The sequence below is a fragment of the Streptomyces caniscabiei genome (assembly GCF_014930365.1).
GTDB lineage: Bacteria > Actinomycetota > Actinomycetes > Streptomycetales > Streptomycetaceae > Streptomyces > Streptomyces caniscabiei.
On sequence record NZ_JABXWI010000003.1, the window covers coordinates 17,382 to 30,613 of the forward strand.

At 71.3% G+C, this 13,232-nt stretch carries 10 protein-coding genes; 2 read left to right on the forward strand and 8 right to left on the reverse strand.

All coding sequences use genetic code 11. The features are described 5' to 3' along the window. Positions 1–9: 9 nt before the first annotated feature. Entirely contained in the window at positions 10–900 is an 891-nt protein-coding gene (locus HW837_RS08555) for a 2-hydroxy-3-oxopropionate reductase (protein WP_193382336.1), read from the forward strand. A gap of 862 nt (positions 901–1,762) precedes the next feature. Here HW837_RS08555 and HW837_RS08560 read toward each other — a convergent pair. From HW837_RS08560 to HW837_RS08585, 6 genes are all read right to left on the reverse strand, one after another. Beyond that, entirely contained in the window at positions 1,763–3,679 is a 1,917-nt protein-coding gene (locus HW837_RS08560; RefSeq protein ID WP_045559640.1) for an anthranilate synthase family protein, read from the reverse strand. Then, positions 3,676–4,332, reverse strand: a complete 657-nt coding sequence (locus tag HW837_RS08565) for an isochorismatase family protein (protein WP_045559641.1) — start codon at positions 4,330–4,332, stop codon at positions 3,676–3,678. The genes HW837_RS08560 and HW837_RS08565 overlap by 4 nt, the downstream gene beginning before the upstream one ends. A 77-nt stretch (positions 4,333–4,409) precedes the next feature. Next, entirely contained in the window at positions 4,410–5,180 is a 771-nt protein-coding gene (locus tag HW837_RS08570) for a 2,3-dihydro-2,3-dihydroxybenzoate dehydrogenase (RefSeq protein ID WP_193380978.1), read from the reverse strand. A gap of 51 nt (positions 5,181–5,231) precedes the next feature. Beyond that, positions 5,232–6,491, reverse strand: coding sequence for a 3-deoxy-7-phosphoheptulonate synthase (locus HW837_RS08575; protein WP_078853648.1), 1,260 nt, complete (start codon positions 6,489–6,491; stop codon positions 5,232–5,234). A 35-nt stretch (positions 6,492–6,526) separates the two neighbouring features. Next, complete coding sequence (locus tag HW837_RS08580) at positions 6,527–8,137, reverse strand: FAD-dependent monooxygenase (protein WP_193380979.1); 1,611 nt, start codon at positions 8,135–8,137, stop codon at positions 6,527–6,529. Positions 8,138–8,233: 96 nt separating this feature from the next. After that, positions 8,234–9,715, reverse strand: a complete 1,482-nt coding sequence (locus HW837_RS08585) for an MFS transporter (RefSeq protein WP_052682957.1) — start codon at positions 9,713–9,715, stop codon at positions 8,234–8,236. A gap of 275 nt (positions 9,716–9,990) precedes the next feature. Here HW837_RS08585 and HW837_RS08590 point away from each other — a divergent pair, with 275 nt between their 5' ends. Continuing rightward, positions 9,991–10,473 carry an SRPBCC family protein gene (locus tag HW837_RS08590; RefSeq protein ID WP_045559643.1) on the forward strand — a complete coding sequence of 161 codons (483 nt, stop codon included), beginning with the start codon at positions 9,991–9,993 and terminating at the stop codon, positions 10,471–10,473. A gap of 81 nt (positions 10,474–10,554) precedes the next feature. On the opposite strand, the gene HW837_RS08595 is transcribed toward HW837_RS08590, so the two are convergent. Both HW837_RS08595 and HW837_RS08600 read right to left on the reverse strand, forming a co-directional pair. Then, a complete protein-coding gene (locus tag HW837_RS08595; protein ID WP_045559644.1) occupies positions 10,555–11,289 on the reverse strand; it encodes an SDR family oxidoreductase in 735 nt (244 codons plus the stop codon). Positions 11,290–11,361: 72 nt separating this feature from the next. After that, complete coding sequence (locus HW837_RS08600) at positions 11,362–12,969, reverse strand: FAD-binding oxidoreductase (RefSeq protein ID WP_045559912.1); 1,608 nt, start codon at positions 12,967–12,969, stop codon at positions 11,362–11,364. Positions 12,970–13,232: the final 263 nt, after the last annotated feature.

The window sequence follows — 13,232 nt, forward strand, 5'->3', positions numbered from 1 at the left end:
ACCCTCACCATGAGCAATCTCCCCAAGGTCGCGTGGATAGGCCTCGGCATCATGGGCTCCCCCATGTCCGAGAACCTGATCAAGGCGGGTTACGACGTCACCGGCCACACCCTGGAGCAGGACAAGCTCGACCGGCTGACCGCCGCCGGCGGGACCGCGGCGGCCTCTGTCGCCGAGGCCGTGCGCGACGCCGACGTCGTCATCACGATGGTGCCCGCCTCCCCGCAGGTCGAGGCCGTCGCGTACGGCCCCGACGGCATCCTGGCCCACGCCCGGCCCGGCACCCTGCTGATCGACATGTCGTCCATCACCCCGCAGACCTCCGTCGACCTGGCGAGGGCCGCGAAGGAGAAGGGCATCCGGGTGCTCGACGCCCCGGTCTCCGGGGGCGAGGCGGGCGCCGTCGAGGCCGTGCTGTCCATCATGGTCGGCGGGGAGGAGGCCGACTTCGACGAGGCCGAGCCGCTCTTCGAGGCGCTCGGCAGGACGATCGTGCTGTGCGGTCCGCACGGCGCGGGACAGACCGTGAAGGCCGCGAACCAGCTGATCGTCGCCGTGAACATCCAGGCGTGCGCCGAGGCCGTGGTCTTCCTGGAGAAGTCGGGCGTCGATCTGAAGGCGGCGCTCGACGTGCTGAACGGCGGGCTCGCCGGGTCGACCGTGCTGAGCCGCAAGAAGGGCAACTTCCTGAACCGGGACTTCCAGCCGGGCTTCCGCATCGACCTGCACCACAAGGACATGGGCATCGTCACCGACGCCGCCCGCACCGTGGGCGCCGCCCTGCCGGTCGGCACCGTGGTGGCCCAGCTGGTCGCCTCGCTGCGTGCCCAGGGCGACGGCGGCCTCGACCACTCGGCCCTGCTGCGGGGCGTGGAACGCCTCTCCGGCGCCCGGGTCTGAGGCGCCGGCTCACCGAACTTCCGGTCCGCGGTGGCGCCGACATCTGTCCTGTCGCGCCCAGGCGCCGCCGCGGGCCGGAACCGCCTTCGCGACCACCGCCGGGATCACCGTCCCGGGTACGCCGACTTCCTCAGGGACGTCGGCGGGCCCCTCTCGATGTTCGTACGACTCTCGACGGGGGGTGAAGCTCGGGCCGTCGCCGACGGGTGTGCCGTCCTCTCCACCCCGGCGATCGACTTCTTCCATCCTCTTCCATCCCCAATCGGCGTCCGGTCCCTGATGGTCACCCACCAGCCACCGGACGCACCGCCCGCGACCGTTTCCGACCGACCCGGATGAGGGGTGCGTCGGCGACCCGCGGGCAGGGCACGGACCGCGGCGGCCATGCGCGCCAGTGCGGTGGTGAAGGCCCCGGCCCGCGTCTCGACGTGAGGGACACGGAACCGGTGCCGCCGCGGCCGCCGCGGTCCGACCCGTCGACCCCGGTGATCACCCGGCCGCGCCCACGCCGGGACCCTGCCTACGCAAGGGTGCGTAGTCCGTCTACGGAACCCTCAAATCAACCTCTGAACCACTGCCCCGGGGCTTCAACTCCCCCTGTGCGCGGGAACATTCTCATCACCAGAGGCCCGCCGGCACGGGGGCGGCGGGCCTCTACGGGGGAAGCGTCCCCTACGAGGGAATCGGGCCTCCACCGGGGGAATCGGGGGAACGGGAGGCCACGAACGGCAGTGCGGCGAAGCGATTCCCGGTCCGTACGGGGTCGCGCTGCCGGGGGGGTGGGCCCAGCGCCCGCGGACGTCGGGGGTCGTCCGCGGGCGCTGGGCTTTTTCGCGCACGAACGGTCGTGCGGTGTCCCGGATCAGTCCGGCCGACCGGGGGCGCGGTCGTGCAGGAGGCGGGCCGTGGCCTCGCGCAGGATCCGTGGACCGTCCTGGGTGAGCAGGGACTCGGCGTGGAACTGCAAGGAGGAGAAGTGCGGTCCGCGCAGGGCGTGGATCTCTCCGGTCTCCGGTGAGCGACTGATCTCCAGCACACCGATCCCCGGGCAGTCGGCCTTGTCCTCGTCGCTCCGGGCGGCGAAGGCGTTGTAGAAGCCGACGCGTTCGCGGCTCCCGAAGAGGTCGATCTCCTTCTGCACACCCTGGTTGGGCACGTCGCGTCGCCGCAGCGGGAAGCCCAGCCGGGTCGCGAGGACCTGATGGCTGAGGCAGACGGACAGGAACGGCTGCCGGCTCTCCAGCAGCCGATCGGTCGCGGCGGCCAGGTGGGCGATCTTGGGGTGGTCCGTGTCGCGCGGATCGCCCGGCCCCGGTCCCATGACGACGAGGTCGTGGGCGTCGAGGCGGTACGGCTCGTCGTAGCGGCGGACGGTCACCTCCAGCCCCAGCGCCCGCAGTTGCTGGTCGAGCATGAAGGTGAAGGTGTCCTCGGCGTCGATGATCAACGCCCTGCGGCCGACGAGCGCGGAGTCCGGACGTTCGCGCTCGGTGGCATCGGCGAGCCAGAACCCCGCGATCGTGTCGTTGCGCCGGGCGAGCGCCGCGCTGATGTGGGGATGGGCGCCGAAGCCCGGCGAGCGGTCGCTCTCCAGGGCGGTGAGCAGCCCGGCGGCCTTGGCGCGGGTCTCCTCGACCTCGGACCGCGGGTCCGAGTGCCGTACCAGCGTGGCCCCCACGCCGATGCGCAACCGGCCGTCGCCGTCGATGTCGGCGGTACGGATGAGGATCGAGGAGTCGAGGGTGCGCTCGCCGGCGTCGTCGTGTCCGATCACGGCGACCGCTCCGCTGTAGTAGCCCCGTCCCCGCGGCTCATGACGGCTGATCACCCGGCAGGCGCTCTCCAGCGGACTGCCGGTGACGGTCGGCGCGAACATGGTCTCGCGGAGGATCTCGCGCACATCGCGCGAGGTGCGCCCCTCGACGAAGTACTCGGTGTGCGCCACCCGGGCCATTTCCTTCAGATACGGTCCGGTGACGCGGCAGCCGTCCGGGCAGATCCGGGCCATCATCTTCAGTTCCTCGTCGACGACCATGTACAGCTCGTCGGTCTCCTTGGGGTCGGCGAGGAACTCCATCACGTCCGGCAGCGTGGGGCCGCTCGCGGGATAGCGGTAGGTGCCGCTGATCGGGTTCATCACCGCGACACCGTCGTGCAGGCTGATGTGCCGTTCCGGGCTGGCACCGACCAGGGTCCGTTCCCCGGTGTGCACCAGGTACGTCCAGTAGGCGCCCTGCTCGCACTCCAGCAGCCGGCGGAAGAAGCACAGGGCGTGCGCGAGGGTGTAGTCCGTGATGTCCGCGACCAGCGAGCGGTGGATGACGAAGTTGGCGCCCTCGCCTTCGCCGATCTCGTCCCTGATCACGTCACGCACGATCTGGGCGTACGTGTCGTCGTCCACGTCGAAGTGCTTGCCGGTCACCTCGATCGGCACCTCCGCGATGCGGCGTACCGCATCGGCGACCGTCATCACGGCCTGGTCGGTGACCGTCATGGCCAGCAGGGGCTCCCCGTCGTCGGCGCAGGCGAAGCCGCGCTCCGCGATCTGCCGGTAGGGGAGCAGCGCCAGGACCTCGTGCGCCGCCCGCCCCGGACGCGCCGGCTGTGTGCGGAGGGGGAGTTCGGCCAGCGAGTCCAGCGTCGAGACCTCTCCGATCACCACCTCCAGCAGCCCCGGTCCCACTGTCTCGGGCCGGTGCAGCAGGGCGAAGGGAGGGGGCTGCGGAACCAGCACCCGGTCCAGCGGATCCTGCGGCGCGGTGCCTCGTGGCGATGTCACTGGGCCGTCACCACCGCGTCGAGCGAGGTGACGAGCGCCTCGGTGGTGAGGACCACCGCGCACCGCTCGGCCGCGTACTCCAGGGCGATCCGGTGGTGCCTCTCGGAGAAGTCGGCGACCGCGTCGGCGACCAGGAACGTCTCGATGTCGTGGCTGAACGCCTCGACGGCCGTCGCCAGCACTCCGACGTGCGCGTACACCCCGCACAGGATGAGCTGGTCACGCCCCGACTCCCGCATCCAGTCGAGCAGCCCGGAGCGGAAGAAGGCGCTGTATCTCCACTTGGTGAACATCCGGTCCGTCTCGGCCGGCGCCAGCTCGTCGACGATCTGACGGTCCTCGGGGGCCGGGCGCATCCCGGGGCCCCAGAAGTCCTTCAGCAGCCCTCGTTCCCGCTCGTCCATGCCTCCCGGTTGTGCCGTGTACGCCACCGGGACGCCGACGGCGGCACACCGCTCGCGCAGTCGTACGGCGTGGCCGACCAGCTCGTCGCGGAGCGCCCCGGCCGCGGGGAGGGGCTTGAGGAAGTAGCGCTGCATGTCGTGCACGAGGAGGACCGCACGGCCGGCGTCCGGCACCCAGGGCGCCGTGTTGCCGGGCAGGTCGCTCGCGGTGGGCAGGGGGTAGGAGTGGACAGGGGGTATGCCGGACATCAACGTCTCCCGTGTGATCGGGGTGTCCGGCCGCCCGGACTTGCCGGCACGGCCGGACAGAGCTGTGCGTGCGATGGTCAGACGCCGAGCGCCGCGCCTCCGTCGACGGTGAGGGCGTGCAGCGTGACGTGGGACGCCTGGTCCGAGAGGAGGAAGACGACCGCGTCCGCCACGGCGGACGGCTGGGCGATCCGCCCAAGCGGGATGCCCACGCGGAACGCCTCGGGGCGGCCCTCGACGGTGTGCCGGGGGCCGGACTCGTCCTGCCACATGGAGGTGAGCATCGGGGTGTCCGTGGAGCCCGGCGCGACCACGTTGCAGCGGATGCCGTGGCGGGCGACCTCCAGGCCCAGGCACTTGGTGAACATCGTCGCGGCGGCCTTGGACGCGCAGTAGGCGGCCATGTCCGTGCGGGGCGTGCCCGCCGCGTTGGAGGCGACGGTGACGATCGCTCCCCGGGTGCGATCGACCATCCGGTTGACCACCGCCCGGGACATGTGGAACACGCCCGTGGCGTTCACGGCGAAGGTGCTGAGCCAGTCCTCCTCGGTCAGCTTCCTGGCCTCGCCGAGCCGTAGCACTCCCGCCGCGTTGACGAGATAGTCCACCGGTCCCATCCGGTGCTCCACCGCCTCCACCAGTGCTTCGGCCGCCGCGGCGGAGGTCACGTCGGTGGGGAACCCCTCCACCGTGCATCCTTCCGCGGTCAGTCGCCCCACCGTCGCGTCGAGGGCGTCGGTGTCCCTGTCGACCGCCGCGATCCTGACGCCCCGCTCGCCCAGAGTCCGGACGACCGCTTCACCGATCCCACCTGCCGCACCGGTGACTATCGCTGTCCTGCCTTCCATCCCTACGAACCTCCCCGTTGACTGCCTCGTTCGCGGAACTCGACCCCTCGCTCATCCCCGCCACTCGGCGGCCACCGCGATGGCCTGCCGGGGGTTCAGCCTCGGGTCGCACAGACTCGTGTACTTGACGCCGACCTGGTCGAGCCGCGTGTGGTCGGACACGCACTCGGTGACCTCGTCGGGCGTGGTCTCCAGATGCATGCCGCCCAGGACGCCCCCGGCCGCGCGCACCGCCGACTGGAACTCCCTGACCTCGTGCAGGATCGACTCCATGAACCTGGTCTTGAGGCCGTCCGGCCCGTTGACGGTGTTGCCGTGCATCGGGTCGGTCAGCCAGATGACCGGGTGCCCCGCCCCGCGGACCGCCTCGACCAGCTGCGACAGTTTCGCTGTCACCGCCTCGGCGCCCATGCGCGCGATGAGCGTCAGGCGGCCCGGCTCGCGTGCCGGATCGAGGCGCTCGCACAGGGCCACCACCTCGTCGCGGGTCATCGTCGGCCCCACCTTGCAGGCGACGGGGTTCACCACGTCGGCCAGGAGCGCGACATGCGCGCCGTCCAGTTGGCGGGTCCGCTCGCCGATCCAGGGCCAGTGCGTGGAACCGAGCAGCAGCCGTCCGTCGTCCGTGCGCCGGAGCAGGGGGACCTCGTAGTCCAGTACGAGCGCCTCGTGGCTCGTCCACACCTGCGGCTCGACGGGCGGCTCGGGCGTCGGCCGGGAGCCGGGCGGCCGAGGTGCCTCGTCGCCGGCCCAGCCGAGGAACATCATCGCGTCACTGGCGGCCTGATAACACGTCAGCATCCGGGCGGGGTCGTGCCGCCTGGCGTGCGGGGCGGGCTGCGGGTCGTTCACCATGTGGCCGCGGTAGACCGGGAGTTCCATATCGCTCACCAGTTCGGTCGCACGGGAGCGCGGTTTGGCGAACTGCCCGGCGATCCTCCCCACGCGCAGCACCGGCTTGGACGAGACGGTCTTCATCACCCCCGCCAGCGCGTCGAGCACGCCCGCCTTGCGGGCCACGGACCCGGCCGTGCACTCCATCGGCACCTCGGCGCAGTCTCCGGCCTGGATCACATGGAGTTCTCCGGCCGCGACGCGCGCGAGCAGGCGACGGAACATGTCGGTGTCCTCGACCCGGACCAGCGCGGGTGAGGCGGCGAGTCGGCGTCTCACCCGTACGAGCAGCTCCCGATCCGCCCAGGCGGGCTGCTGCCGCGCCCGAGGCGGATCCGTGTCCCCGTGGGCGCCCTCGGCCGCGCGGACGTCCGTCCAGGCGGCCAGCGTGGCGGACCCGTCGGCGATCCCTGACATTCAACTTCCCCCGTTGATTGAGTCGTCCTTGTCGTTCAGCTGCCGGTGACCTGGTTCAGCAGCTCCTCCCACTTCCGGGCCGCCGGTGCCTCGTCACCGCGCCAGGCCACATGGTGGTCGGGCCGGACGAGCACCAGGTCGCGCTCCCACACGGCCCGTACGGCGGCGCTGTCCACGGTGAGCAGGTCGACCGGGAAGCCCCCGCGCCGTGCCTGCTCCGCCAGGTCCTTGCCCCGGTTCTCGCCGGACAGGTCGACCAGGGTGAACCCGGTACCGAGCCGGTCGAACAGTGGTGTGCCGTCCGTCAGCCGCACGTTCGGCGCGCGGCCACCGGGCCAGGTGGTCGGGACGATCGCCTGCCACTGCCAGTCGGGCTCCGGTCCGTCCTCGTGCCGCACGACCGGGGAGCCGGTGTAGCGGTAGCCGAAGTGGATGCCCATGTTGTCGATCTGGAAGCTCTCCTTGTCGAGGTACGCCGCCAGCTGCGGGCGTGTCGCCCCGGCGGCCGCCAGTTGCGGGAACCGCATCCACACGGCGAGCAGGTTGGCGCACATCTCGCGGTTGAACAGGGCGACGGGCCGGCGCTCGGCCTCGTAGGAGTCGAGGAGGCCAGGGCCGGCCCAGCCGTTCACCGTGGCGGCGAGCTTCCATCCGAGGTCGCAGGCGTCGCCGAGGCCGGTGTTCGCCCCGTGCCCGCCGGTCGGATAGAACTGGTGCGCGGAGTCCCCGGCGAGGAAGACCCTGCCGCTGCGGTAGGAGTCGGCGACGGCCAGCCGCCCGTACCAGTGGGCCACATTGAGCACCTCGTCGACCGCGAAGTCGAATCCCAGCCGCTCCTTGACGACCGCGAGCGGCTCCGCCGGCTCGGGTGTGCCCTCGGGGAGGACGAACGTCCCGGTCCAGGTACGCCCGCCGTCCCGGTTCACCAGGGTCGCCCCGCCGGCCGTGATCGTCAGGAAGGACGGTCCGTGGCGGAACAGGGCGGGGTCCTCGCTGCGGAAGTACACATCGCAGTGGCGGGTGCTCGGGCCGCTCTGCCCGGTCTCGATGCCCGCGCACCGCCGCACCGTGCTGCCGCCCCCGTCGCACCCCACGAGGTGATCGGCGCGGACGGTGTGCTCGGTGCCGTGGACCTCGTCGGACAGGTGTGCCGACACCCCGTCCCCGTCGTCCGTCAGACCCAGCAGGGCCCAGCCCTCACGCAGGTCGATCAGCGGATGCTCGCGCACCTGCCGGCGCAGGACGTCCTCCAGCAGCGAGCCCTGGAGCCGCTGGTACGGCTCCAGCGGGGCGGAGCCGTCGGTGACCTCGGCGAACCGCTCGCGCAGCCCCGCAACCGACGGGTACCTCCATACCGAGACGGGCGGCTGTCCGTGGTCGGTGATCCAGAGGAAGTCGAACGGTTCGTCGGCGGCGACACCGCGGCGGCGAATCTCCTCGGTCACGCCGAGTCGCCGCAGCAGCTCCATGCTGCGGCCGTTGATGAAGTCCATCTTGGGGTGCGCCGAGACGGTCGTGGAACGCTCGACGACGGTGCTGCGCACGCCGTGGTGGGCCAGCTCCAGCGCGAGGGTCGCGCCGACCGGTCCGGCGCCGACGATCAGGACGGGTGTGCTGTCGGGGAGGGCGGAAACGTGGTCGGGCACGGATACTCCTGTGAGATCGGCACGCGAGAAGGCAGCGGGGTGGCGGGATCGGGGCACCGCGTCGTCGGTCACGGTCCGGGCCCCGGTCCCCGGTCGCTACGAGGGCTGGGCCCCGGTGTGCGGCTCGGCGTCGAAGCGGATGAAGCGGGTGAGCAGGGCGGCGACCAGGGCCACGGCCACGGAGCACCACAGGGCGAACTGGTAGCCGGACACGAGGGCCTCCAGCGGTTCCCGGGAGTCCGCCACCGCGTGGGTCCGCGCGTCCGCGATCGCGACGAGTCCGGCCAGGCCGATCGCCCCGCCCGCCTGGTACGTCGTGGTCGCCAGACCCGAGCCCGCACCGGCGATCGGGCCGGTGAGCCCCATCGTGCACACCACGAAGGACGAGACGATGGACACCCCGAGGCCGAAGGACCACAGCACGGCGGGCAGCAGGAAACCGGTGACGTAACCGGCGTCGACGTCGATCACCGTCGCCCACGCGGCGAGCGCCAGGGCCTGGACGAGGACACCGCCCATGAGGACGTTCTGCGGACCGTACCGCAGCACTCGCGGGGCCACCTGCGTGCCGGCCAGCATGGCCAGCGGGATCGGCACGTAGGACAGGCCCGCCTTCGCCGGCTCGTAACCGCGCACCTGCTGCAGATAGATCGTGATGACGAAGAACGTGGAGATCAGCAGGGTGCCGACCAGGGCGAAGGCCACGTTGCCGATGACCAGGGGACGCATGCGCAACAGCACGGACGGCAGGACCGGGTCGGCCGCGGTGCGCTGGCGGACGACGAACCCGACGAGCAGCGCCGCGGCGCCGGCGAACCCGGCCAGTGTCGCGGCCGAGCCCCATCCCTCGGCACCGCCGCGGGCGATGGCGAAGATGAGCAGCAGCAGACCGCCGGTGGCGGTGACCGCGCCGATCACGTCGAGCCGGGCGTCGGTCTGGGGGCCGGTGGCCGGCAGCAGCCGCAGGGCGGCCAGGAGGATGCCGATGCCGATGGGGACGTTGATGATGAAGATCCACTCCCAGCCGGCCGTGGTGAGCAGCCCGCCGAGCACCAGACCGACCGGCGCGGCGACGCCGCCCATGCCCATGAAGAGGCCGAGCGCCTTGTTGCGGTCCGGCCCCTCCGGGAAGATGTCCGTGATCAACGCGAGGGCCGCCGGGGTGACCAGCGCCGCGCCCAGTCCCTGCAGCAGCCTGGCGACGACCAACTGCCAGTCGTCGGCGGCGAGTCCGCAGCCCAGCGAGGCGAGCGTGAAGAGGGCCACGCCCGCGGTGAAGAGCCGCCGCCGGCCGACGACGTCGGCGGCGCGGCCCGCGAGCAGCAGGAAGCCGGCGAAGCCGAGCAGATAGGCGTCGACGACCCAGGCCAGGCCGGTGGTCGAGAAGCCGAGGTCGTCCCTGATGGCTGGCAGCGCGATGTTCACCACCGAGGCGTCCATCACCGACATGAACTCGATCAGCGCCAGCACCGAGAACATCGCCCAGGGACCGCGGCCGCCGGCCTTCGCGGCCGTCCCCGACGCCGGGGAGCCGGCGTCGACGGCCCCGCTCCGGCTCGGCGTGATGTCGTTGGTCATGAAGGTGTCCCATTCGTCGTGTCGTCGGGGTGGGTGCCGGCTGCGGCCCGCTGCGACATGAGCAGCGGCGCGGTCACACTGATCAATCGTCGACAGACGCGGGGCCCCGGGCATCACGTCTTCACGCCATCCTTCGTGACGCGCGGGGCACTTGGGCGGTCGGGAGGCGGGCGCGGCAGATCGCGTGAAACTGTGATGTCCGGACCCGGGCCCGGGCGCCATGCTGCGGCGAAAGGCAAGCCCCTTTGCCGTCGGAACGCGCGAAAGGCCGACCCGTGATCATCTTCAAGTACACGCTGCCCGTCAACGACCCGGGCCTTCCGGAGCACCCGGAGATCGACCGTGACCAGCTCTGGGAGAGCCTGGTGCACAAGGCGGCCAACCCGGTCTCGTACGTGCCGTCGATCAGTTTCGCGGAGGTGCTGGAGGAGTTCGAGGGCGGCTTCGTGCGGCGTATCGCGCTGCGCGGCGACCATTCGGTGCTGCTGCGGGAGCGGGTGACTCTGGAGCCCGGGCAGCGCATCGTCTTCACCCAGCTGGACAACCCGCTGCTGACCGAGATCACCAACGAGATCGGCGTGGACGCGGAGGGCTCTCTCACCTTCACTTTCACCGCCACGCTGTCCGCCGCGGGCGTGGAGCGGAGTCGGCGGGAGGCCGGTTTCATCGCGGAGAACGACCTGTTGTTCTACGACACGGCGGCCGCCACGGTGAACACGGTGCGGCTGACGGCGGCCCGTGCGGTGACCGCGGCCTGAGACGCGGGCATGCGGGAATGCCGCGGTGCCGGGCCTGTGAGGGGCCCGGGACCGCGGCATTCCCGCGTACGGTCGCGGTGGTTACGCGAAGCCGCCGTTGGCGTGGATGGTCTGGCCGGTGAGCCAGCGCCCGTCCTCACCGGCGAGGAAGGCGACGACGTCGGCGATGTCGCCCGGCTGCCCGAGCTTGCGCAGCGGGGTCTGGGCGATCAGGGTGTCGAGGTTGGCCCGCGCCTCGGGGGCGAGCATGTCGGTGTCGGTCGGGCCCGGGGCCACGGCGTTGACGGTGATACCGCGCTCGCCCAGGGCGTGGGCGAGGGAGCGGGTGAGGACCTCGACGCCCACCTTGGTGGCACCGTAGGCGCCGAGGAAGGCGATGGCCCCCGACGGCAGCCCGGCGGAGAGGTTGACGACCCGGCCGCCGTCCCTCAGGTGCTTGGTGGCCTGCTGGTGGGAGAGGAAGACGCTCTTGAGGTTGGTCGCGACCAGCCGGTCGAAGTCCTCCTCGCTGATGTACTCCACCGGTGCGGCGGCCACGGTCGCGGCGTTGTTGACGACGATGTCGACGCCACCGAACTCCTTGACGGCGGTGTCGTACAGAGCGGCAACGTCGGCGGCGACCGACACGTCGGCCTGCACGGCGACGGCCTTGCCGCCGGCTCCGGTGATGGCCTTCACCGTCTCCTCGGCGGCCTCGGCGTTGTTCTGGTAGTTGACGACGACGGCGGCACCCTCGCGGCCGAGACGTTCGGCCGTCGCACGGCCGATGCCCCGCGACGCGCCGGTGACGATGGCGACCTTGCCGTTGAGACTCATCTCTGTTGACTCCTTGCCAGTTGGTCAGAGCGGATGACAGGTGGTGACGGTGCTTCCGCGCACGCGTTCGGTTCAGCCCGGCAGTGGTACGGACTGGGCGTGCCGGAAGACGTTCTTGGGGTCCCACTTGGCCTTGGCCTGCTGCAGCCGTGGGAAGTTGACGCCGTAGTACAGGTCGTGCCAGGGCACGCCCGACGTGTTCCACGCCGGGTCGGAGAGGTCTCCGTCGGCGTAGTTGACGAAGCAGCCGTCGGTGACGGCGTTCGACACGGGCACACCGCCGGTGCCCGCGTACACGTCCCGGTAGAACTCGCGGATCCACGCCTCGTGCCAGGAGTCCTGCTCGGCGTCCCGCCAGAAGTTGACGTACATCAGCTTCATGACGGAGTCCCGCTGGGACACCGCGGTCGCGGTCGGGGGGACGGAGTTGACCCGGCCGCCGTACGAACTGATCAGCACCAGGGCACCCGGGTACGGGTAGTCGGGGCGCGTCAGATGCTTGTGGAACGCGGCGACATGGGCGTCCGTGAAGGTCTTGCGCATGTAGGCGGACTTGCCCTTGAAGCGGTTGGTGGGGTCGCCGCCGCCGGTGAAGCCGGGCCACTCGACGCCGTGCAGCCAGGGCAGGGTCCGGCGTTCGTCGACCCGGAAGGAGACTCCCGTGCCCCGGTTCACGGCCGCGAGGAAGTCGTCGAGCAGTCGGTCGGCACCGGACGCGGTCGCGTCGATCTCCGTCGTCATGGAGAAGGATCCCGCGGCCTTGGGGGCGGGCTTCAGCTGGCTGAACAGTCCGGCGTAGGCGGAGGACGCGGAGCTGTTCTGCTCGCACCAGGTGCCGTAGTTCTTCAGGATCCGGCCGAACGAGTCCTCCGTCAGATCGGCCCAGGACCAGGAGACGGAGTTGACCAGCAGCGAGGCCGGCGGCTTGGGCAGCAGGCTCTCGGGCGCGGAGCCGGTGGCGTTCGGGGACCGGAACAGATAGCGGGTGACCACACCGAAGTTGCCACCGCCACCGCCGGTGTGCGCCCACCACAGGTCCCGGTTGGGGTCCGAGGCCTCCCTGGTGGCCGTGACGAGCCGGGCCTTGCCGCCGGCGTCCACCACGACCACCTCGACCGCGTACAGGTGGTCGACGATGAGTCCGTGCCGCCGGGAGAGCGCTCCGTAACCGCCGCCCGCCACGTGTCCGCCGGCCCCGACCGAGGGGCAGGTGCCGCCGGGCAGGACGATCCCCCAGCCCTTGTAGAGGGCCTTGTACATCTGCACCATCGTGGCGCCCGCCTCCACCGCGAACGCCTGCCGGGAGGAGTCGAAGTACACCTGGTTCATCTGGGACATGTCGATGACGACCTTGATGCCGTCGCTGACCCAGGGCTCGTAGCAGTGCCCGCCACTGCGTACGGCGATCCTCTTGCCGGCGCCGACGGCCTCCTGGACGGCGGTCAGCACCTGAGTGGCCGAGCTGACGATCCGGACGGAGTCGGGCTTGCCGACCCACCGCTGGTTGAAACCGCGGACCAGGTCCCCGTACTGCTGGTCCGCCGGTGTGACGTGGAACGGACCGTAGGCGGCCGCCTCGCGCGCCTCCGCCGTGGCCGCGACAGCCGGCGTGGCACCGCCGACGACGGTCCCCGCCGCCGCCGAGGTCACCAGGAATCTTCGACGCGATATCCCACTCATCTTCTCCCCCATCGAATATCGGTCCCGCCTGCCATGGACGGCCCGGGACCCGTGCTGCGACCGGTCCCTGCGGCGGGATCACCAGCCTGTCAACCACGCCTCGTCCGCCACATCGCGTCATCACGTGATCCTGGGGCGCTCCGGCAGGAGTACGGGGGCCACGACGCCGGGAAAAGCTCACGAGAACCGGGGATGCCCCCGCGCGACGTGCGGGAGATGCTGCCTCTCGGCGGATACGGCCGAGACGCGCGGCGTACGGCGAA